At 56.3% G+C, this 20,006-nt stretch carries 21 protein-coding genes and 3 tRNA genes; 15 read left to right on the forward strand and 9 right to left on the reverse strand.

Translation table 11 applies throughout. The features are described 5' to 3' along the window. Positions 1-66: 66 nt before the first annotated feature. From Q669_RS02395 to nadA, 3 genes are all read left to right on the forward strand, one after another. Positions 67-142, forward strand: a tRNA-Lys gene (locus Q669_RS02395). Positions 143-204: 62 nt separating this feature from the next. Beyond that, positions 205-280, forward strand: a tRNA-Lys gene (locus tag Q669_RS02400). A 191-nt stretch (positions 281-471) separates the two neighbouring features. After that, positions 472-1,533, forward strand: a complete 1,062-nt coding sequence (nadA, locus tag Q669_RS02405; protein ID WP_011785179.1) for a quinolinate synthase NadA — start codon at positions 472-474, stop codon at positions 1,531-1,533. A gap of 17 nt (positions 1,534-1,550) precedes the next feature. Here the strand turns inward: nadA and Q669_RS02410 are convergent, their stop codons facing one another. Beyond that, the gene (locus Q669_RS02410; protein WP_022991087.1) at positions 1,551-3,023 is read right to left on the reverse strand and encodes a M48 family metalloprotease; all 1,473 of its coding nucleotides are present in this window, start codon (positions 3,021-3,023) and stop codon (positions 1,551-1,553) included. Positions 3,024-3,179: 156 nt separating this feature from the next. Between Q669_RS02410 and Q669_RS02415 the strand changes: the two genes are divergently transcribed. Then, positions 3,180-3,407, forward strand: coding sequence for a sulfurtransferase TusA family protein (locus Q669_RS02415; protein ID WP_036148574.1), 228 nt, complete (start codon positions 3,180-3,182; stop codon positions 3,405-3,407). 15 nt (positions 3,408-3,422) lie between these two features. Next, positions 3,423-4,499: an AI-2E family transporter gene (locus Q669_RS02420; protein ID WP_022991089.1), complete on the forward strand. Its 1,077-nt coding sequence runs from the start codon at positions 3,423-3,425 to the stop codon at positions 4,497-4,499. Positions 4,500-4,503: 4 nt separating this feature from the next. On the opposite strand, the gene Q669_RS02425 is transcribed toward Q669_RS02420, so the two are convergent. Continuing rightward, positions 4,504-4,971 carry a peroxiredoxin gene (locus tag Q669_RS02425; RefSeq protein WP_022991090.1) on the reverse strand — a complete coding sequence of 156 codons (468 nt, stop codon included), beginning with the start codon at positions 4,969-4,971 and terminating at the stop codon, positions 4,504-4,506. 74 nt (positions 4,972-5,045) lie between these two features. Between Q669_RS02425 and dapA the strand changes: the two genes are divergently transcribed. From dapA to Q669_RS02450, 5 genes are all read left to right on the forward strand, one after another. Further along, positions 5,046-5,924, forward strand: a complete 879-nt coding sequence (dapA, locus tag Q669_RS02430; RefSeq protein WP_022991091.1) for a 4-hydroxy-tetrahydrodipicolinate synthase — start codon at positions 5,046-5,048, stop codon at positions 5,922-5,924. Between the two features lie 67 nt (positions 5,925-5,991). Next, positions 5,992-7,050, forward strand: coding sequence for an outer membrane protein assembly factor BamC (gene bamC, locus Q669_RS02435; protein ID WP_227501044.1), 1,059 nt, complete (start codon positions 5,992-5,994; stop codon positions 7,048-7,050). Between the two features lie 41 nt (positions 7,051-7,091). Next, entirely contained in the window at positions 7,092-7,805 is a 714-nt protein-coding gene (gene purC, locus Q669_RS02440) for a phosphoribosylaminoimidazolesuccinocarboxamide synthase (RefSeq protein WP_011785172.1), read from the forward strand. 33 nt (positions 7,806-7,838) lie between these two features. Continuing rightward, a complete protein-coding gene (locus tag Q669_RS02445) occupies positions 7,839-8,573 on the forward strand; it encodes a TIGR04219 family outer membrane beta-barrel protein (protein WP_022991094.1) in 735 nt (244 codons plus the stop codon). 52 nt (positions 8,574-8,625) lie between these two features. Further along, positions 8,626-9,633: an NAD-dependent epimerase gene (locus Q669_RS02450; RefSeq protein ID WP_022991095.1), complete on the forward strand. Its 1,008-nt coding sequence runs from the start codon at positions 8,626-8,628 to the stop codon at positions 9,631-9,633. A gap of 51 nt (positions 9,634-9,684) precedes the next feature. Here Q669_RS02450 and Q669_RS02455 read toward each other — a convergent pair whose 3' ends face one another. Continuing rightward, positions 9,685-10,488 (reverse strand): RluA family pseudouridine synthase, encoded by an 804-nt coding sequence (locus Q669_RS02455; RefSeq protein ID WP_022991096.1) that lies wholly within the window; start codon positions 10,486-10,488, stop codon positions 9,685-9,687. 157 nt (positions 10,489-10,645) lie between these two features. On the opposite strand from Q669_RS02455, the gene Q669_RS19205 reads away from it, so the two are divergent. The 4 genes from Q669_RS19205 (at position 10,646) to Q669_RS02470 (ending at position 13,938) form a co-directional block, all read left to right on the forward strand. Continuing rightward, positions 10,646-10,819, forward strand: a complete 174-nt coding sequence (locus Q669_RS19205; protein ID WP_011785168.1) for a DUF2897 family protein — start codon at positions 10,646-10,648, stop codon at positions 10,817-10,819. 497 nt (positions 10,820-11,316) lie between these two features. Continuing rightward, positions 11,317-12,006, forward strand: coding sequence for a hypothetical protein (locus tag Q669_RS02460; protein ID WP_227501045.1), 690 nt, complete (start codon positions 11,317-11,319; stop codon positions 12,004-12,006). A gap of 298 nt (positions 12,007-12,304) precedes the next feature. Continuing rightward, the gene (locus Q669_RS02465; RefSeq protein ID WP_152525032.1) at positions 12,305-13,330 is read left to right on the forward strand and encodes an acyltransferase family protein; all 1,026 of its coding nucleotides are present in this window, start codon (positions 12,305-12,307) and stop codon (positions 13,328-13,330) included. Between the two features lie 188 nt (positions 13,331-13,518). Then, on the forward strand, positions 13,519-13,938 hold the full coding sequence (locus tag Q669_RS02470; RefSeq protein WP_022991099.1) for a hypothetical protein: 420 nt from the start codon (positions 13,519-13,521) through the stop codon (positions 13,936-13,938). Positions 13,939-14,048: 110 nt separating this feature from the next. On the opposite strand, the gene Q669_RS02475 is transcribed toward Q669_RS02470, so the two are convergent. The 6 genes from Q669_RS02475 to Q669_RS02500 form a co-directional block, all read right to left on the reverse strand. Continuing rightward, positions 14,049-14,125, reverse strand: a tRNA-Val gene (locus Q669_RS02475). Between the two features lie 43 nt (positions 14,126-14,168). After that, entirely contained in the window at positions 14,169-15,128 is a 960-nt protein-coding gene (locus Q669_RS02480; protein WP_022991100.1) for a DMT family transporter, read from the reverse strand. A gap of 116 nt (positions 15,129-15,244) precedes the next feature. Beyond that, a complete protein-coding gene (locus Q669_RS02485; protein ID WP_022991101.1) occupies positions 15,245-16,333 on the reverse strand; it encodes a hypothetical protein in 1,089 nt (362 codons plus the stop codon). Between the two features lie 40 nt (positions 16,334-16,373). After that, positions 16,374-17,438: a hypothetical protein gene (locus tag Q669_RS02490; RefSeq protein WP_022991102.1), complete on the reverse strand. Its 1,065-nt coding sequence runs from the start codon at positions 17,436-17,438 to the stop codon at positions 16,374-16,376. 129 nt (positions 17,439-17,567) lie between these two features. Further along, entirely contained in the window at positions 17,568-18,170 is a 603-nt protein-coding gene (locus Q669_RS02495) for a YceI family protein (RefSeq protein ID WP_011785163.1), read from the reverse strand. Then, positions 18,151-18,906 carry a CDP-alcohol phosphatidyltransferase family protein gene (locus tag Q669_RS02500; protein ID WP_022991103.1) on the reverse strand — a complete coding sequence of 252 codons (756 nt, stop codon included), beginning with the start codon at positions 18,904-18,906 and terminating at the stop codon, positions 18,151-18,153. The genes Q669_RS02495 and Q669_RS02500 overlap by 20 nt, the downstream gene beginning before the upstream one ends. A gap of 111 nt (positions 18,907-19,017) precedes the next feature. On the opposite strand from Q669_RS02500, the gene Q669_RS02505 reads away from it, so the two are divergent. Then, positions 19,018-19,998, forward strand: a complete 981-nt coding sequence (locus Q669_RS02505) for a zinc-dependent alcohol dehydrogenase (RefSeq protein WP_022991104.1) — start codon at positions 19,018-19,020, stop codon at positions 19,996-19,998. The last annotated feature ends 8 nt before the right edge of the window (positions 19,999-20,006 follow it).

A 20,006-nucleotide genomic window follows, 5' to 3' on the forward strand; every position in this document is an offset into this window, starting at 1 on the left:
GTTGGTCGACCATGAAAAAAAGGGGTTGATCACCAAAAAAATATCAGTAATATGTGCGCCTCGTTTGGGTCGTTAGCTCAGTTGGTAGAGCAGTTGGCTTTTAACCAATTGGTCGAAGGTTCGAATCCTTCACGACCCACCAAATTCAGAGTGCGAGGTTTTGGCCGCGCGTTCGCTGGATGAAAAGCCAGCACAGCCAGTTAGGGGTCGTTAGCTCAGTTGGTAGAGCAGTTGGCTTTTAACCAATTGGTCGAAGGTTCGAATCCTTCACGACCCACCAACAAGGCAAGCCGTCACCACGGGGTTTGCGGAAAAAAGAGCCGAAAGGCTCTTTTTTTTTGCCCGCAAGAACCCACCTATACCCACAGGACGGACGCTATCCTGCAACCTGGCATACCCACATTGCAGGATCATGAAACCAAAGGCAGAAGTGATATACTCTGGCCGTTAACGTCAATCAGAGAATAAGTGATGACTAAAGCGCAAGACCGCATTCTGGTTCAGGAACATCTCGCCCATCAGGCGGAGCCCAAGCCCCTGAGCGCCTCAGAGAAAGCTGATCTCGAGGCCAGGATCAAGGTGGCTCTGAAGGAGAAGGATGCCGTTCTGGTAGCGCATTATTACACCGACCCGGACATCCAGCGGCTGGCAGAAGAGACCGGTGGTTGTGTGGCGGATTCCCTGGAAATGGCGCGCTTCGGTAACCAACACCCGGCCTCCACCGTTGTCGTTGCCGGCGTTCGTTTCATGGGAGAGACGGCAAAGATTCTGAATCCGGAGAAAAAGGTTCTGATGCCGACTTTGGAGGCAACTTGCTCGCTTGATGTTGGTTGCCCGGCAGACGAGTTCTCCGAGTTCTGTGATCAGCACCCGGATCGCACCGTCGTGGTTTATGCCAACACCTCGGCTGCGGTGAAAGCCCGGGCCGATTGGGTGGTCACCTCCAGTTGCGCCCAGGCCATTGTTGAGCATCTGGACGCCAAAGGTGAAAAAATCCTGTGGGCGCCAGACAAACACCTGGGCGGCTATGTACAGAAAACCACAGGCGCAGACGTTCTGCTGTGGGACGGCTCCTGCATCGTGCACGAGGAATTCAAGTACCGTGGCCTGGAAGACCTCAAGGCTCTGTACCCGGATGCAGCAATCCTGGTGCACCCGGAGTCACCCGATGCGGTGGTACAGATGGCGGATGTGGTCGGTTCAACCTCGCAACTGATTCATGCGGTGCAAACGCTTCCGAACGAAGAGTTTATCGTTGCAACCGACAACGGCATTTTCTACAAGATGCAACAGCTGGCGCCCAACAAAACGTTGATTGAAGCGCCCACCGCGGGCAACGGCGCAACCTGCCGAAGCTGTGCCCATTGTCCCTGGATGGCCATGAACGGTCTGGAGAATCTGCTGCACGTGCTTGAGCATGGCGACCAGGAAGTGCATGTGGATGACGAGCTGCGAGAAGACGCGCTGCGCCCGCTGCGCCGGATGCTGGACTTCACCGCCAACATGAACCTCAAGGCTGCCGGCAACGCCTGAAGGCTTCGGGGTTATTCCTAACCGGCTTCGCGCGCCTGAAGCCGGTTAGTCAGCTCACCAAGGCGCTCACTCACCACCTGGCGTTCGGCGGAGCCGGCCGGCAGTTTCTCCTGGGCTTGGCGCAATTGCCGCTGTGCTGATTTCAGATCGCCCATCAGTACATCGTATTCCGCTCTCGCCCGGTGTACGCCGACAATATTTCGCGCCATACCTTCGGCTTCGGCCAGTCTCAGCCACAGTTGCTCCTGGCTGGGCAGGCGGCGAGTCAGCTCCCTCAGGTAGTCGGCAGCGGCGGCGCCGTTACCATCGGCAATCTCGATGGCCGCCAGCGTGGATGTTATTGGATAGTTGCCGGGATTGCGCGCCAGGGCCTCCTGCATAAGCGCTCTGGCGTCGGCAAAACGTTTCTGGCTGAGCAGAACTTCCGCCAGTGATACCTGGAACGTGATGCGCCCGGGGTTGGCTTTCAATAATTCCCGCATTAGCTGCTCCGCCTTCTCATAGCGCCGGCTTTCCTGATAAGCCACCGCCAGGCCGTAGCGAATGGCATCGTTGCGCTGGGCGTCTTCCCGGGCCAGGTAAGCCTCGAACGTTTCTATCGCCGTTTCCGGGGATTCGCTGTAATGCACCTGCAGGCGGCTGCGAACCAGGTGATATTCCTGTCCGTCCTGCACCCGGGTATCAGGGTATTGTTCGGCCCGGTTGCGGGTGTCGGCAACCCGGTTCTGGGTCAGCGGGTGAGTGGAAAGGTATTCCGGCAGGCGATTTCCCTGCAGGCGGTTCTGTCTCATCATGATTTCGAACATCTCGGGCATACCTCTCGGGTCCATGCCGGCACTGGCCAGGATGTCCATGCCAACCCGGTCGGCTTCCTGTTCGTGGGAGCGGCTGTAGGCCAGCATGTTCTGCACAGCCATGGCCTGGGTGCCGGCGATGGCGGCAATGCCAATGTCTGACTGGGTAACCGCAGAAAGCACGATACCGGCGATCATGCCGGCCAGGGTTAACGGAGCGCTGGTTTCCTGTTGCTGCATTCGGCGAGCAAAATGGCGCTGGCTGAGGTGGGCCAGTTCGTGGGCCAGGACCGAGGCAAACTGTTGTTCGGTGGCGGCGTTCAGAAACAGGCCCCCATTTACGCCTACCACGCCGCCGGGCACGGCGAAAGCGTTGATGGCCGGGCTGTCAATCAGCACCAGTTTCAGGTCGCGATTATCCAGCGGTGCGGACGGCACCAGACGATAAATGATCGCGCTCAGGTAGTCGTAGACCAGTGGGTCCTGAAGTTGCGGGGCTGAACGGCGAATGGAGGCCATAACCTGTTGGCCAATATCGGCTTCCATCTGTCCGGAAATCAGGCCACCGCTACCGCCGATGCTTGGCAGGTCTGACGACTGCGCGCGTGTGGCCGGGCTGGTGACCGCCATGGTGAGGGCCAGAAAAACGATCAGGGCCCAGGGTGAGCGGTGTTGGCCTTCGTTCTGGTACTTCATATGTCTGAGGATGCCTCGAATTCGTGTTGCCCGTTTGACAAGGCGGCAGCCGGCAAGTTCTCCGGAGTATTACCAACTCTTGTGATGCAATAGAGTAACACCAGCGGCATAATGCCTGCCTGATTACTGTATGAAACGTAATGGTAAATGCTGATTATGGCTGACAGAACCCTGGATGCCAGCGGCCTGCGTTGTCCCATGCCGCTGCTGAAAACCAAGCTGGAACTCAACTCCATGACGCCCGGGGAGGAATTGGTGGTTCTCGCCACGGATACCGGCTCACTGAGGGACATACCCGCCTGGCTTGCGTTGTCGGCCCATACCCTTGTCAGCCAATCGGAGAGTAATGGGGAATACCGTTTCGTGATAAAGTGCGGCGGTTAATTTCCGGAGTCATTCATGGTCAGAATTCTACGCGGTCTAGCCCACAAATATTTTTCAGACGAAGAAGCCGTCATCCTGTTTTTGCTGCTGGTGACTGGCACCGTCTTTATTATCTGGTTCGGGGCCATGCTGGCGCCGGCCATCGCTTCCCTGATTGTCGCGTTCATTCTGCAGGGCCTGGTGTCGAAACTGAACCGGATGGGTGTGCCTGAGCTGATCGCCGTGATAGGTGTGTTTGTGGTGTTCCTGGGCGTGCTGGTGGGTTTTATCTTCGGCCTGTTGCCTTTGATCTGGACTCAGCTGAGTACCCTTGCCGGCGAAGCGCCCCGGATTATCAGGGAGCTCCAGTCCTATCTTGAAGTCCTGCCCGAGCAATACCCCCATCTGGTCTCAGTCGAATCTGTGAACACCATGTATCAGCAGATATCGGCGGAAGTAGGGCACCTGACTCAATGGCTGGTGTCCTTCTCACTGTCCAGCATTCCGGACCTTGTGGCCTTGCTGATCTACATGGTTCTGGTGCCTATCCTTGTGTTTTTCTTCCTGAAAGACCGCCGGGTTCTGGTGAACTCTTTCGCCCGTCTGCTGCCTCCGCAGCGGCCGATGATGGTTCGCATCTGGCATGAAGTAAACCTGCAGTGCGCCAATTATGTCCGCGGCAAGGCGGTGGAAATTCTGATTGTCGGTGGCGTCACCTATGTCGCCTTCAAGTTTCTCGGTATGCCCTATGCGGCATTGCTTTCCCTGTTGGTGGGGCTGAGCGTGGTGATTCCCTACATTGGCGCTGCGGTGGTCACCATTCCAGTGGCAGTGATCGGCCTGTTTGCGTTCGGCTGGGGCAGCCATTTTATCTGGGTCATGGTCATCTACGGCATTATTCAGGCGCTTGATGGCAATGTCCTGGTGCCGATTTTGTTCTCGGAAGTGAACAACTTGCACCCGGTGGCGATTATTGTTGCCGTGTTGTTCTTTGGCGGAATCTGGGGCTTGTGGGGCGTGTTTTTTGCGATTCCACTGGCGACGATGCTGAAAGCGGTTTTCGCGGCCTGGCCGGTGAAGGAGTCGCCTCCGCCACCAGCCATTGCGGAATAGGGCGTTAAAGGGCCTTGACGGCTTCCAGCACCTCGTCGGCGTGCCCTTTTACCTTGACGCCGCGCCATTCCCTGCGCAGCACGCCTTCCTTGTCGATCAGAAAGGTGCTGCGTTCAATGCCAAGGTGCTCCTTGCCATAAAGCTTCTTGAGCTTGATGACGTCGAACAGCTTGCACAGGGATTCGTCCTTGTCGGAAATCAGGTGGAACGGAAAGCTGTATTTCGCCCGGAAGTTATCATGGGCTTTCAGGCCATCCCGCGAGACGCCGAAAATCTCGGTGTCCTCGGCAGCAAAGGCTTCCATTCTGTCCCGGAAGTCCTGGCCCTCGGTGGTGCAGCCCGGTGTATTGTCTTTCGGATAGAAATAAATAACGATGTTCCGGCCTTTCAGGTCGCTCAGGCGAACGGTCTGGTCGCCAGTGGCCTCAGCCTGAAATTCTGGCACGGGTTGATTCAATGCTACGGATGACATGACATCTCCTTTAATTCCCTTGTGTCAGTTCGAGCCCAACATTACCATATCGGTTTTATTCGGACGGAGCTTTTATGATTACGGGTAGCCTTGTCGCACTGGTCACGCCCATGTATCCAAACGGTGATATTCACTGGGAGGATCTGGACAAGCTGGTGGACTTTCATATCGAAAACGGCACCCATGGCATTGTTGCTGTGGGCACCACTGGCGAATCCGCAACCCTGGATCCGGAGGAACACATCCGGACGATCGGGCACATCATAAAACGTGTAAACGGCCGGATTCCCGTTATTGCCGGTACCGGTGGTAACAGTACGCGCGAAGCCATTGAATTGACCACCGAAGCCCACAAACTCGGTGCCGATGCCTGTCTGCTCGTGGTGCCTTACTACAATAAGCCGACCCAGGAAGGCCTGTATCAGCACTTCAAGGCCATCGCGGAAGCGGTACCGGGCATGAACCAGATTCTCTACAACGTACCGGGCCGCACTGCCTGCGATATGTTGAACGAGACGGTGGTTCGCCTGGCCGATATCCCCAATATCGTTGGTATCAAGGACGCGACCGGGAACATTCCCCGTGGCGCCGAGCTGATCGAAGCCCTGGGTGGCCGCCTTGCGGTGTATTCCGGTGACGACGCCACAGCGGCGGATCTGATGCTGGCGGGCGCGAAAGGTAATGTTTCGGTAACGGCCAACGTTGCTCCGAAAGCCATGGCTGAGCTCTGTGAAGCGGCCATTGCGGGCAACGAAGACGAAACCCGCCGCTTGAATGAGCTTTTGATGCCGCTTAATCGCAAGCTGTTCCTGGAAGCCAACCCGATTCCGGTAAAATGGGCGCTGTACCGCATGGGCATGATCGGTGAGGGCATCCGTCTGCCACTGACGCCGCTCAGTGAAAAGTTCCACGGCGAGGTGGAAGACGCGCTCAAGGCCTCAGGTGTTCTCTGAGGCCACCGTTACCGTTAACCGGAGTAACCCGATGCAGGTTCCTGCAAGAGCCCGTAAGAAAACCGTTTTGTTCGTTAGACCTGTTTCGGCGCTGGTACTTGCCAGTGCCCTGGCCGGTTGCAGTTTCATAAATGATCGTTCCGAAGGCTATGTCAACGCGCCGGAAGGCGAGCCGATTCAGGTGCCTGAAGGTCTCGACAGCTCCCGACTGAGCGAGACCATGCCGATACGGTCGATCAACACGGCCGATTCCCGCAATCTTTACCCGTCGTCGATTCCCCGTCCGCCAGATATGACATCCGAGATTCTGGATGAAAACTATGTGATTGAAGAGCTGGACGGCCGTATCTGGTTGCTGGTCAATGAGGTGCCGGGCCGACTCTGGCCCGTGGTTAGTGCCTGGATGAATGAAAGCGGCCTGGGCATTGCCCATGACAGCCCGCAACTGGGGATTCTCCAGAGTGAACTGGCAAACTTCAGCAAGCGCAGCCGAACGCTGCTGGGGCTCGCCGATAATCCGACCGCAACAGAACCCAAGGTGGTGATGCAGGCCCGCCTGGCCCCTGGCATCCGGCGTAAAACCACCGAAATCCGCGTCCGTATTCTGGAGCTGGAGCAAGCTCCGGAAGAGCTTCTGCCCTGGGACAGTGGCACCGGTGCCGATGCAACCTCCGAGCAACACCAGCGGGTACTGCTGGCCGAGCTGGGGGATTTCCTCAAACAGCGTGAGGACAACAAATCCTTCTCGCGGGCGGCCTCGGGCATGGTCTCCAAGCCATTGGTACGCTTGCAGTCTGAACAGGAAGAAGCGGTTGCCATTCGGGTAGAGCTGGACTTCGGCCGCACCTGGGCAGAGGTCAATCGTTCCCTGGAGGAAATGGGGCTGCCGGTACTGGATCTGAACCGGAGCGAAGGCTGGTTGCAGGTGGATTTCCGCACGGAAGACGAACGCAGCCCGGGCTGGTTCTCGTGGTTCAGTGATGCTGAAAAGCCGGTCCACACCCACACAATCCGGATTCAGCAGGGTGCCGACGCCATGAGCGTTACTGCCGAGCAGCACGCCAGCTACGAGGGTGAGCGCAGTTCAGCAGATCTGCTCACCCAACTTTTTGAACATCTGTATTGATTAACGGGGTGGCCGTGGCCACCGGCCGTTTGGAGAAAGTAATGGAAAAGCGCGAAGAGCTTTATGCCGGCAAGGCAAAATCGGTTTACCGCACGGACGATCCTGAGCGGTTTGTTCTGGTGTTCCGGGACGATACCTCTGCTTTTGACGGAGAGAAAAAAGAACAGCTGAACCGCAAGGGCATGGTGAACAACAAGTTCAATGCTTTCATCATGGAAAAGCTGGAAGCGGCCGGAGTGCCTACCCATTTCGAAGGATTGCTGTCTGATACCGAGTCCCTGGTCAAGAAGCTTGAGATGATCCCGGTTGAGTGTGTGGTGCGCAACGTGTCTGCGGGCAGCCTGTGCCGTCGCCTTGGCGTGGAAGAGGGTCTGGAGCTGAACCCGCCCACCTTTGAGCTCTTTCTGAAAAACGACGCGCTGCACGATCCGATGGTGAACGAATCCCTGGCGGTCAGCTTCGGCTGGGCCAAGGCCGATGAGCTGGCCCGGATGAAAGAGCTGACCTATAAGGTCAACGACGTACTGAAAAAACTGTTTGACGACGCCGGCATGCTGCTGGTGGACTATAAGCTGGAATTTGGCCGCAGTGGTGGCCAGATCGTTCTGGGTGACGAATTCAGTCCCGATGGCTGTCGTATCTGGGACAAGGAAACCCGCAAGAAGATGGACAAGGATCGCTTCCGCCAGGGCCTTGGCGAAGTGATCGAAACCTATGAAGAAGTCGGTCGTCGTCTCGGCATAAAGTTTGACTGACCGGGCAATACAACCACAAAAAACGGGTGCGTTATGCGTAAACTGATGATTGTTGTAGGTGGCTCACTGGCTTTGGCCGCGCCGCTGGCCAATGCTGATGTACTGGGCGTTGGCGCCAACGTTAGCTACTGGGACTCCGATTTCTCCGGCGAAGTGGTCAACAAGGACTCGGCCGTTGATATCGAAAAGGATCTCAACCTCGACAGCGACAGCAACGCGAACTTCACGGCGTTTTTCGAGCATCCGATCCCGGTGCTGCCGAACGTACGGTTGAATTACACCAGTATTTCCCAGAGTGGGCGTGGTGAGATTGGGCCGGAAGAATTCGACGGTATTGTTAACACGGATGTTAAATCTGATCTCGATATTGATCAGTTCGATGTCACCCTGTACTACGAAGTGCTTGATAACTGGGTGAATCTCGATCTGGGCCTGACCGCCAGAAATTTTGATGGTGAGCTGGTTCTGCGGGACGTGAATGATATTGCCAATGTCAGTAAAACCTCCGTCGACGCCGTCGTCCCTATGGGCTACCTCGCCGCCCGTTTTGACCTGCCGTTAACTGGCGTGTCCGTAGGTGCCGAGGGCAATTTCATCAGCTACAGCGGCGACTCCCTGCACGACTTCAATGCTTATGGCCAGTACGAATTTGCCATGCTGCAGCTGCGGGCCGGCTACCGCCAGATGGCCATAGACTATGAAGACGATGATGACAAACTGGATGTGGAAATGTCCGGACCCTTCGCCAGTGTCGGCGTGGCGTTCTGACCAGGACTGCTAAAAGGCGCCTTCGGGCGCCATTTTTCATGGAGAACAGATCTTGAAAATCCTCGTTACGGGAACCGCCGGCTTTATCGGCTCACATCTTGCCCACCGTTTGCTCGATCGTGGCGATGAAGTGATCGGCGTGGACAACGTCAACGACTATTACGACGTCAACCTCAAGGAAGCGCGCCTGGCCCGGCTGCTGAACAAGCCCGGTTTCACCGAAGTACGCCAGGACGTGGCCGACCGCGAGGCCATGGAAGCGGTTTTCCGTGAGCATAAGCCCGAACGGGTAGTGCACCTGGCAGCCCAGGCCGGAGTCCGGTATTCCCTGGAAAACCCTCATGCCTATGTGGATGCCAATCTGGTCGGGTTCATGAACATCCTTGAGGGTTGCCGTCATAACGAGGTCAAGCACCTGGTGTATGCCTCCAGCAGCTCCGTGTATGGGGCTAATGAGACCATGCCATTCTCCGTGCATGATAACGTGGATCACCCGCTGAGCCTGTACGCGGCGTCCAAGAAAGCCAACGAGCTGATGGCCCATACTTACAGTCATCTGTACAACCTGCCCACCACTGGGCTGCGCTTCTTTACCGTTTACGGCCCCTGGGGCCGGCCGGATATGGCGCTGTTTATCTTTACCAAAAAGATCCTGGCCGGTGAGCCCATCGACGTGTTCAATCACGGCCATCACAAGCGGGACTTCACCTACATCGACGACATCGTCGAAGGCGTTATCCGCACTCTGGACAACGTAGCCCAGCCGAACCAGGACTGGAGCGGTGCCCAGCCGGATCCGGGCACCAGCAAGGGGCCTTACCGCATCTACAACATAGGCAGCAATAACCCGGTGGAGCTGTCCCGTTTTATCGAGATTATTGAGGAGCGGGTGGGCAAAAAAGCTGAGAAGAATCTGCTGCCGTTGCAGCCGGGCGATGTGCCGGCAACCTACGCTAATGTCGATGACCTGATCAACGATGTGGGGTACAAGCCGTCTACCACGGTGGAAGAGGGCATTGCCAACTTCGTGGACTGGTATCGGGATTTTTACAACGTCTGAGCGTCCATCATCGCTTGGAAAAAGGCCAGCCGTGACGCTGGCCTTTCTTGTTTATGGCAGCTGTTCCGGAAGTCTGAATACCTGGGGTTTACGGGTGAGGGGGCACTGGAAGGCCAGCTCAACAGCGGTAAGCTGCAGGCCGGCCGGATTGGCCGTGCCATATAGCCGATCCCCGACAATCGGGTGACCAATGCCGGCCAGGTGCCGTCGGATCTGATGTTTACGGCCGGTTTCGATTCGTACCTGCACGTCCGTTGTGTCTGATTCCTCATCCCGGCTCAGTGTCGTCACGCGGCTGATTGAGTCCTTGCCATCCAGTGGCGTGTCGAGGCGAAGATCATCCGCCATCAGGTTGCCGGCGACCCGCGCCCGGTAGATCTTGGTCATGGCGCGCCCGGCAAACAATTCTGAAAGGGCCGCCGCAGCCTTGCCGTCATGGGCAATCAGCATCAGACCTGCAGCGTCGGCGTCCAGGCGGTGTACCAGAAAGCAGGGTGTGTTCAGTTCGATTTCCGCCAGGCGCAGCAGGCTGCAGTGGTCGCCCCATTGAGACCCTTGTGATAACAGCCCGTGGGGCTTAAACCAGACACTGTAACGTCCTTTGTTCTCCAGCAGCGTCGGTGTTTCCGGCTTGCGCGCCAACACCTGATCATCGTAGAACAGCTGAATACGGGTGCCGGGTTTCAGTTCCCGTTTGGCCTTGCGTAAACGTACCTGCTTTCCCTTCTGTGTCCACCAGCACGCGCCCTTGGCCATGGCATCCTTGATGCGCTGCTTGGGCAGGCCCGAGGCGCCTGCAAGCGCATCCACAGCCGTCATGCTCTGGTCTACGGTGACATCAAACTGTTTGCGCATCGGCGTTTTTATCCGGAAGGAGAAGATCCAAGATGATTGCCGGCAATGATACGGAGCGGGGAAAGTATCGACAAGGCGCTTGTACCTCAAGGCACATTGATGACAGTGAGCGCTGAGGGTGTACACTGATGAAAAGCCACCTCAAGGAGATATCAACATGCCAATGATTGGCTGGCTGTTTATACTCGCCGCATTCGCGATGATTGTGGGAAGCCTGCTGCTACTCAGAGATGGGGCGAATATGAAAATCCCCAAAGAAAAGCTTGAGAAGATTCGTCAGCGCAAAGCAGAACAGGACGCGAAAGATAAAAAAGAGGGTGATAGCTGGTAGCGCCAGAACCATGAACCAGTCCACGACTTTTGAGTCTGCCCCCGCCTGAACCTTTCGCGACCTAACGATATGTCGCATGATTAGACATCACTGCCCGGATATGGACTAGACGACACCGGATGTCGCCGCTACGAGTGCGCAATTCCTGCAAGAGTTATCCCGTCTTTTTCATCAATGCCGCAACCAGAAGCGCACAGACTGTATCGCCTCGGGAATGGCAGTGATCGCGCCTGAAGAATAAGCCTGAAATCATAAGAAAAAAGGAAAGAACATGATCCAGTTGAGCCGTATTGGATGGGGGCCCGTGTTGCCCATGGTGCTTTTATTATCTGCCTGAGGTGCAGACTGGACCTCAGTTGAGCTACGACAACAAGAACTTTGCCCAAAAATCCGTATCGATAACCAGCGATAGCGGTACCGAAGGGCTGATAAGCCTCCGTGACGATCTTGCGTTGGGGTGGTCAATTATTGGTGAGTACACGTCGGCAATTCAAGAGATGTCGATCTTGGATCAGGGCGCCTACCCATGCGCGGGTGGTGGTAACCTGGAAATCCGCTGGACAGAAACCGAGAACTCCCTGGAGGAGACCACTCGATTCTACAGATGCGTACTGGATACCCCGACCCATGGCCCTGTTGTAATCAGTGGCAGCACCTTCTACGAAAGCGCCCTGATCGATGAAACCGAAACAGCTGCCAGTTGGAAGAGTTCCTACAGGGACGATCTGTCCGGAACAATCCAGCGCACAGGTGAGTCGCTTCGTTTCAGTGGCGCACTTCGTTTGAGCGATTATCTGAATGAAAATGGTGGAGTCACGAGCTGGCGCTACGTTCGGGATATCAAACGATATGAGATGATGCTGGGTAACCGGTACGTCGCCATTGCCGACGCTCAGAATCGGGACTCGGGAACGGACGTAGACTCAGAATACGCGGTTCGCGCCACCATTGTCGGCTCGGCGATTGGTGGTTACATGAAGCTGGAGACTCCGGATCCGGTGGAGTTTTCCTCCAACCTGGAGTGCCCGGTGTCCGGAATCGTAAAACTGTCCAGCAACGGTGAGGCCGAGGTTCGCTTTGGTAGCAGCGCCGGAGGTACCGCAAAGGCAGTTGCGGTCTGGGTTGATGGTGCAGTTGTCGAGAGTTATGAGGACTGTATAAAGGTGGGTCTTGTTTTGTATTTCTAAGGTAGGTTAACTATTTGGTCAACGTATTTGCTGGCGCTAACTGTTTATTAAATTAAGTGTGTAGAGAGTTCGGCGTGATAGCCTCAACGCATAGCCACACAAGATTATGCGTCAATAATATTTACAGGTTTGATTCGGTAGCAAGGATAATATTTTCTATCATTATATTTTTGAAATAGATGACTGGAAATGGCTTGATTTATGCTTTCAGTAGTGTCGATTAATGGATGTCTTGAGTGGTTTATAGCCTAAATTAGTGTATCGATTCTCAGAACATGCATACAATACGGAGGTTTTAGTGAAGACGGGCCGTTTATATCAGTTAGATGCGCTTCGAGGGATAGCGGCCGTGATGGTCGTGCTGTTCCACTTCCTCTACAACTACGAAGCGAAATACGGCCACACCTTTGCGATACCGGAATGGCTGCACCTGGGAGAAACCGGCGTGCATCTATTTTTCATCATTTCCGGGTTTGTTATTTTCTGGACACTTACCCGATCCGAGCGCCCGATGGATTTCGTGTTCAGTCGATTTTCCCGGCTATACCCGCCGTTCTGGGTGGCCATGATTGCAACCTTCGCGTTTGTGTCCCTGGCCGGACCGGCAGACCGAGCGGTGTCCTGGGAGACGCTTCTGGTCAATGCCACCATGTTTCATGAGTTCGTCGGGTATGCTCACGTGGATGGCGTCTACTGGACGTTGAGCATCGAACTGGCGTTCTACATTCTGGCGTTCGCGGCGATGGTGTGCGGCCTGCTGAGATTCACGGACTATATCTGCATTGGATGGCTGGCAGCGTCCTACGCGCACGCGCTGACTGGTGTTGATGTGGGAATTCTGGAGCAGGCGCTGTTGCTGCAGTACAACCTGCTGTTCGTGGCCGGGATTTCCTTCTATCGGTTCTGGTCTGGTCAGGCGCGGATATTCCCGGTTGTGTGCGTAGCGGCTGCCGTGATCCTTGCGTATCTCCGCTTTCCGGTGGATACCGCTGTCGCCATCACTATCTGGATCGGCCTGTTCGCCCTGGTGATCGTTGGTCGCTTGCAATGGCTGAACCAGCGGGCCCTGGTCTGGCTGGGCTCGATCAGTTACTCGCTGTACCTGATTCACCAGAACATCGGGTATGGAATCATTGAATGGGGCTATGCCATTGGCTTGTCGCCGCTGTTCAGCATTGGCCTGGCGTTGGCTGTCAGCTTTGCCGGAGCTCAGGCCATCACTTCGTTTGTCGAGAAACCTGCACTGTCCACACTGCGAGGATGGTACAAGGCTCGCAAGGCACGTAATGACTTCACTCCCGCACCTGAGTTAGAACGGAGTTGACAGATTTCCGATTAGGCGATATCTTTCAAGCTAATACGTAGAAATTCCCCCAGAGAAACCGCCCTCGCAAGAGTTGGCGGTTTTTTTGTGCCTGCTCATCTCATCTGCCAGTCCGTAAGTGCAGACAGAGTTACGGCCCCGTTCAGCGCGGCCAGTCCGAATATCCCCGGGAACAGAACAGAGAGTGCTTGATCAATCTGGCCAACAAGGGGTTCGGGCCGGCAATCATTGATGAGACCCTCGTTTTCTACAACGGTCGTAGAGTAGAAGGGTTCCAGTTCACTGAAATCGAGGACGCTATCCGATGCGCCTTTTCAGATGAAATCGACCATGTGCACGAGGCGGCGGAGGCAGGGGTAGGCCATGCGATTGGCGTGAATGAAGAAGTCACTCTGGTTGGGTTCACGATAAAGAACGAAGTGACGGATGCGAACGTGGAAGACTTTGGTGCCAGGCTGCAAACGCTTTCTTTCAGGCTCAAGTACCGCGATATCTACCAACGCAGTTGGCAGTTCTACGTGCACAATTCGATTGGCCGCACATTACGAGTGAACAGCCCTAGCTTTATTCTTGCTCTAATCACGAAATGGAAGTTCCCGAGGCGGTGAACGGACTACTGTATAAGCGCTTCGTTTCGGGAAAATATTGGGAAAGTTTCGGGAAATAAAAAAAGCCAGTTCTCACGAGGCCCGTAAGTAACTGACTTTCTTGGCAGGATTGGTAGGACCACGCGGATTCGAACCGCGGACCTCTACCATGTCAAGGTAGCGCTCTAACCAACTGAGCTATGGTCCTGTCCTGCAACGGGGTGGAAATATACGGATTTCGGGTGCCCTGGTCAACCTCTTTGCGGGGGATTTTTCGCTTTCATCAGGGCCTTGATGGCGCGGCTCAGGGCGTTCCAGCGATTGACCAGAAGCGCGGCAAAAATCAGCGCGCAGCCGGCTATTTGCAGCAGGGTCATGGTTTCGCCGAACCAGGCAACCGCGAAGACAGCAACCCACACCGGTTCCAGTACCAGTATCACTACACCGTGGCTGTTCACCGACAGGCTCTGGGCATAGGTCTGCAACAGGAAACGTCCCGCTGTGGCAATCAAGGCACTGGCCAGTACCCAGACATAGAGCATGGGTTCGGGGTTGGTCAGGGTGTGAGTCCAACGCTCACTGATAGCGGACTCCGCTAACGTCACAGTCCCCACGGTGAGCAGGGCGATGGCGGTCAGGGGCAGTGCCGGCACTTTCTTTTTCTCCACCGTTTTGCCTCGCTTGTCGACCACGATGCGTTGGTTGGCGGCGCGGGTATTGAGGGTGAAGTAAAGGGCAAAGATAGTGGCAGCGAGTACGAAATAGAGCTGGCCTGGATCCGGTCTGAAACCGTTTTCGAGGGACAAAAGCGCCAGACCGGCCACCGCAATCGGTATCGCCAGCCAGGTGCTCAAAGGTTGCTGTTCGCCAAATACTGTACGGGCAATGATCGGGACAATCACCACGCCCAGGCTGGTCAGAAACGCGCCTTCGCCCATGCTGTCGGTGTGATACAGCCCCATGATCCAGCAGGTCATGGCAATGCCGAACACAAAGCCCACCCCCAGGCTTCGGAGTATCTGGTCCCGGGTAAGCCTTAACAGTGAGGGCAGGGCCAGCAGAGCGAGAAAGGCGCCGGCAATCAGAAAGCGAGCCGCCATGAACATCAGGGGCGGCATCATTAAAACCGCCTCTTTAGACAGCATCCAGCCAATCGCCGCCAGCAGGGTAACGAGTACCAGGTAAAGATCGGATTTGTGGGCGTCAGACATGATTGAACCGGCATCAATAAAAATCAGAGGGCTCAATCTATAGTTTGCGAATTAAAAAAGATAGCAGCGAAAACCGAGGGAGTGGCTCATCCCTGAGCCTTTGCAACAACGATCGATCAGTTGTTGAGTGTGGTGTATACAAGATTGGACAGACTGGTCTGGCTGGAGTTTGGCACTTCAATGTACTGGTCGCCAGAGCCCCAGAACTGCCACCACGCACGCTGATTGTAGGTGCGGCTGGCAAAGTCCACACGCAGGCCGTTCAGAGTGGTGTTGTTCACCACGGGGACAGTGGTGTTGCCGGTCTGGGTATTGATCACGTCGCCATGGTTGGCGCCCTCGCTCATCAGCACCGGGTAGTGGTTGTAATACAACCCGGACGGGCCGTTCTGTCCGCTGACTTTACCGGCCAGGCTGATGCTGTTGGAGCAGGAATCAATACCGCTGGCACTGGTTGCTCCGCAGGCTGAATGGGTGGGAACAACGCCATCGTCGGTGCCATCAATAAAGGGTTTGGTGATACCTCCGTAGGATGAGCCACCGCCAACGAACCGCAGGCGCGGAATGCTGTTGGGGCTGACGGCCAGGTTGCGGGCAACGTTGGTCTGCAAGTCGTTGACCACACCCAGATTATCCGGCTCCGGGTCAATGCCGGTAAAGGCTTTGACCGCCTGTTTCACCGGCCAGTTGTACCAGCTGTCGTTGTAGGCAATGCTCACGGCCAGGTCGGCCAGTTCCGTGCCACCACCGGCACCGGCCATGTCCAGTACTGCCAGGATTTTCAGCGGTTGCAGGCCTTCCGATTGCAGCCAGCGCGCCTGGTTTTCCAGCAGATGGCGGGTTACCAGATCGCCGGTGGAATGGGTAACAACAACGCAGTAGTCATTACACAGCCCTTGCTGACTGATCTGCCGCAGTTGCTGAAAAGCCTGCTGGGCGATCTGGCCTTCTACCCGGCCATTGCTGGCCCAGTCGATACGGGCTTCGGCCCGGTTCAGCCAGTATTCCCGCCAGTTATCTTCGCCGGCCTGCTGGACTTCCTGGAAGTTGGCCGGTGGATTGGAAAGATCATCCATCATGAAGCCGTGAACCAGAATCACATTGTGGCCGGCCAACTGCGCACTTGCGCCAGTGGCAAACAGGCCGCCAGCCAGCGCTGTCGCGAGGGCGGTTTTCGTCAGGCATCCTCTTCTTTTCATTGTCATTGGTTGCTCCGTTTCTTTCCGATTTATTGTTGTGGTGTTATCAGAACTTGTCCGCCAGCTGCCGTAGCAGGGCAGCCCGTTGTTCTGATTCGGGATTCATCGCCGGCTGGTTTTGGAGGCCGTCCAGATCCGGCGGTGAAAATTCATAGCCTTCCTCGGGACCGAAGGCGTAGTCGGTGCGGTCGCCCGGGGCGGCGGGTAACCGGCGTATCTGCAAATGCCTAAGTTGCAGGGTGCCCTGAATGTCGCGATTGGCTAACACGCTGCCATGGGCTTTCAGGCGAATGACGGCCGAGCTGCTGCCCAGAGACGTTTCCTGTTGCAATTGGGCCAGCGGGGTTTCGCCGCTGTAGAGCTGTGCAGAGAGGGCGTAATAGCCAGACTGTTCCGGGTCGAAGCGCACAGGGATGACGAGGTCGTTCCCAGACACATAGGCGGTTTCCAGACCCTCGAAGCTGCCCAGATCGGGTTCGATGGTCAGTGAAGACACATGTCGAACGGGCTTGCCGTCTACCCGGGCCTCCACAATCAACCGGTACTCGCCGGGGGGATGATCGGAACTGACGGTGCCCTGGTAATAACCGGGGTCTGCATTCTCCAGCTCGGCAGAGGCTACCCGGCCCCGCTCTCCGGCCGTCTCCAGGGTGGCGGACAGAGACTGGCCGAACACCTGACGACCATTCAGTGACGCCACCACCAGAATCGGCTCACCCTGGCTGAAGCGGAATTTGTCCAGCGTCACCACAAAGCGGCCATCACCCTCGAGCGGGAGCACGACCGGGTGGTAGCGGTTGCCCTGGTAAGCCTCTGCCTGAGCTTTGGTCAGCGGCACCGAATAATCCGGGTACCGAATGGTCTGTTGGTATTCCTCTGCAACACTTGCCAGCATGAAGCCCAGCGCATTTTCAGAGGGTGGCTCGGGAACAGGCCCGGCAGGTGTGGCCGGAGCCACGGTGTCCTGGTTAGTAACCATTTGGGGCGCGGAAGTGTTGGTGTCTTGCAGCAGGCCCCGGAAACTGCCCTCGTTCTCGGCAGAGAGCAGCCACACGGTGCCGGCCACACCGGCGGTGATGGCCAGGCTTAGGCTTAACGCCCGGTACGGCATTGTCAGACCCCGTTATTGTTATTGATGGTTTGGTTAACTTTTAACCATAGGGTCGAATTGTCCTAAACGGCAAAAATTTAGGCCGGAATAGCGGAGGTTTTGTGTCGTTTTGAGAGGCGGTTCTCAAAGTCAGAACCAGCCACTGTCTTTGATGGCCTCAAAGCCGAAGCGCAGCCGCACCTCATCTCCCACCAGCCCGTTTTCCAGGCCGTAGGTCATGCCCCAATCGCTGCGGTTGATGACAGCCTCCGCGCTTATGCCCAGGGTGTAGTCTTCATGGCCGATGGGATACTCCGCGGCTTTGTTCAGGGTGACATTCACATCGACCGGCCGGGTCTGCCCCAGCAAGGTCAGGTCGCCGGTCACTACGCCAGTATTGTCACCGGTTTTTTCAAAATCACTCACCACAAAGGTAATCTCCGGGTATTTGCTGGCGTCCAGAAAATCGGGCTTGCGGAGGTGATCGTCCCGTTTATCGTGGTTGGTAAAGACACTGCTGGCTTTGAAAACCAGCTTCCCGGAATTCAGTTCTCCGGTTTCTTCGTTGTATTCAAACTGGCCTTCAATATCCCGGAACATGCCCATCACCGGGGCATAACCGATATGCATGATTTCAAAGCTCATGGAAAAGTGCTCTTCGTCCACTTCGAACTTAGCCGGCTCTGCAGATACACTGGTAGCGGTGGCCAGCAGGATTGAGGTTGTCAGAGCTTCAGGAAATGACAGTTTCATGATTTTGTCTCCTTTGGTAGAGCCAGCGCACGTCCAGATAAAAGGACCAGGCAAGCAATGCCAGAGCGAGCCCGAGCGTCAGGCTGGCGAACAATGCAGGGGTAATGGGCACAACGGCGACCATCAGTGTGACCACCTGCCAGACACAGATGGTCTTCCGTCGGAAGCTGTCTGGCAGCGGGTTATTCAGCCAGGGCAGCGGCCAACTGGCCAACATGAACAGATAGCGCATCAGGCCCAGGGCAAGTACCCAGCTACCGGCTTTCTCCAGGGCCAGTGTGGCAACGCACAGCCCGAGGATAAAGAGCGCGTCCAGCTCCATATCGAAACGGGCGCCGAAGGCGCTATGGCTTCCTGTTGCCCGGGCGATTTTTCCGTCGACACCGTCCAACAACAGGGCGATCAGGCTGATAACCGCATAACTCCAGAGCGCGGGTGAGGCTGCTGAAGAGGAGTGGTCACCGAGGAACGGAGCCCAGCCAACCAGTGCCAGCACCAGAACCGAGCGCAGCAGCGTGGCGCGGTTGGCCCAGCCGAAGTCGGCTCTCCAACGCCAGTGCCGGAGGACAAGGACACTTTGCCCGAGATAGAACGCAAAGGTGATTAGCCAGAAGCCGGTTGGCAGATCAAAGGCTTTGGCCAGAAAAAACGAAACGCCAGCCAGGCCCAGCATTCCCAGGATCAGATCACTGATGGGGCTGAAACTTCCTTTCATTGAGGTGCTGGTGGAATCCATACGCCATTGCGTCCGTATAGCCTGTGAGTGGCGTTAGCAAGCTCCCATTCTATGACTATAGTTTGGAGAGACTGCTTTTGCGTACGCGGCCATTCATCAAATGGACTATTCATGGACGTTGAGAACAACACTGCCTTTTGGATTACCGGGTATCAGGAGGCCAGGTTAGGGCCAGTGCCCGAGCCGACATTTCCCGCTTCTGAAACACCGTATGTGATCGTTCGTTCCCGCTATTCCGGCATCAGCCGGGGGACGGAATCCCTCGTCTACAACAACCAGGTTCCTGAAAACGAATACCAGAGAATGCGGGCACCGTTTCAGGAAGGCGAATTTCCGTTTCCGGTGAAATACGGCTATGCCAGTGTAGGAGAGGTTGTGGACGGGCCGGAAGCCCTCCTGGGGCGGAACGTATTCTGCCTCTATCCTCACCAGCAGCGATACGCGGTGCCAGCATCCGCGGTGCTGCCTTTGCCAGCCAAGGTTCCAGCCGAGCGAGCAGTGCTGGCGGCCAACATGGAGACCGCCGTTAATGGAGTCTGGGATGGGCAGCCTGCGGTTGGTGACCGGATTGCGGTGATTGGTCTTGGCGTGGTGGGCTTGTTGGTGGCCTGGCTGGTCAATCGCATTCCCGGCGTGGAATTGATCGGGGTTGATACCAATGAAGGGCGACGATCGGTGGCTCAAGCCCTTGGGGTGCGGTTCACTACCGAGCCGGACATCCAGAACTGTGACCTGGTATTTCATGCCTCCGGGCACCCCTCGGGGCTGGCCAAAGCCTTGTCGCTGGCGGGGACGGATGCCCGGGTGATTGAACTGAGCTGGTATGGAGACACGCCTGTTTCCGTGCCGCTGGGACACGCCTTTCACCCGAACCGGCTGACTCTGAAATCAAGCCAGGTGGGCCAGCTATCGCCGGAGCACAGACCGCGCTGGAATCATCGCCGCCGCCTGGAACTGGCGCTTTCCATGCTGTCAGAGCCGGCTCTGGATGCGTTGATCAGCGGAGAGTCACGCTTTGAACAGCTTCCGCAAGTCGCCAGAAATATTCTGATGCCGGGCGCCGATGCGCTCTGCCACCGAATTGTTTACTAACCAGGGAG

Origin of the sequence: Marinobacter sp. C1S70 (assembly GCF_000475355.1) — a bacterium.
GTDB classification, from domain to species: domain Bacteria; phylum Pseudomonadota; class Gammaproteobacteria; order Pseudomonadales; family Oleiphilaceae; genus Marinobacter; species Marinobacter nauticus.

Excerpts from the sequence above, each read along its gene's own strand:
- nadA (WP_011785179.1), top strand. The coding sequence starts at position 472 with ATGACTAAAGCGCAAGACCGCATTCTGGTTCAGGAACATCTCGCCCAT.
- Q669_RS02410 (WP_022991087.1), bottom strand. The coding sequence starts at position 3,023 with ATGAAGTACCAGAACGAAGGCCAACACCGCTCACCCTGGGCCCTGATC.
- Q669_RS02415 (WP_036148574.1), top strand. The coding sequence starts at position 3,180 with ATGGCTGACAGAACCCTGGATGCCAGCGGCCTGCGTTGTCCCATGCCG.
- Q669_RS02445 (WP_022991094.1), top strand. The coding sequence starts at position 7,839 with ATGCGTAAACTGATGATTGTTGTAGGTGGCTCACTGGCTTTGGCCGCG.
- dapA (WP_022991091.1), top strand. The coding sequence starts at position 5,046 with ATGATTACGGGTAGCCTTGTCGCACTGGTCACGCCCATGTATCCAAAC.
- Q669_RS02495 (WP_011785163.1), bottom strand. The coding sequence starts at position 18,170 with ATGAAACTGTCATTTCCTGAAGCTCTGACAACCTCAATCCTGCTGGCC.
- Q669_RS19205 (WP_011785168.1), top strand. The coding sequence starts at position 10,646 with ATGCCAATGATTGGCTGGCTGTTTATACTCGCCGCATTCGCGATGATT.
- Q669_RS02455 (WP_022991096.1), bottom strand. The coding sequence starts at position 10,488 with ATGCGCAAACAGTTTGATGTCACCGTAGACCAGAGCATGACGGCTGTG.
- Q669_RS02420 (WP_022991089.1), top strand. The coding sequence starts at position 3,423 with ATGGTCAGAATTCTACGCGGTCTAGCCCACAAATATTTTTCAGACGAA.
- Q669_RS02485 (WP_022991101.1), bottom strand. The coding sequence starts at position 16,333 with ATGACAATGAAAAGAAGAGGATGCCTGACGAAAACCGCCCTCGCGACA.
- Q669_RS02505 (WP_022991104.1), top strand. The coding sequence starts at position 19,018 with ATGGACGTTGAGAACAACACTGCCTTTTGGATTACCGGGTATCAGGAG.
- Q669_RS02460 (WP_227501045.1), top strand. The coding sequence starts at position 11,317 with ATGTCGATCTTGGATCAGGGCGCCTACCCATGCGCGGGTGGTGGTAAC.
- Q669_RS02480 (WP_022991100.1), bottom strand. The coding sequence starts at position 15,128 with ATGTCTGACGCCCACAAATCCGATCTTTACCTGGTACTCGTTACCCTG.
- Q669_RS02425 (WP_022991090.1), bottom strand. The coding sequence starts at position 4,971 with ATGTCATCCGTAGCATTGAATCAACCCGTGCCAGAATTTCAGGCTGAG.
- purC (WP_011785172.1), top strand. The coding sequence starts at position 7,092 with ATGGAAAAGCGCGAAGAGCTTTATGCCGGCAAGGCAAAATCGGTTTAC.
- Q669_RS02490 (WP_022991102.1), bottom strand. The coding sequence starts at position 17,438 with ATGCCGTACCGGGCGTTAAGCCTAAGCCTGGCCATCACCGCCGGTGTG.
- Q669_RS02500 (WP_022991103.1), bottom strand. The coding sequence starts at position 18,906 with ATGGATTCCACCAGCACCTCAATGAAAGGAAGTTTCAGCCCCATCAGT.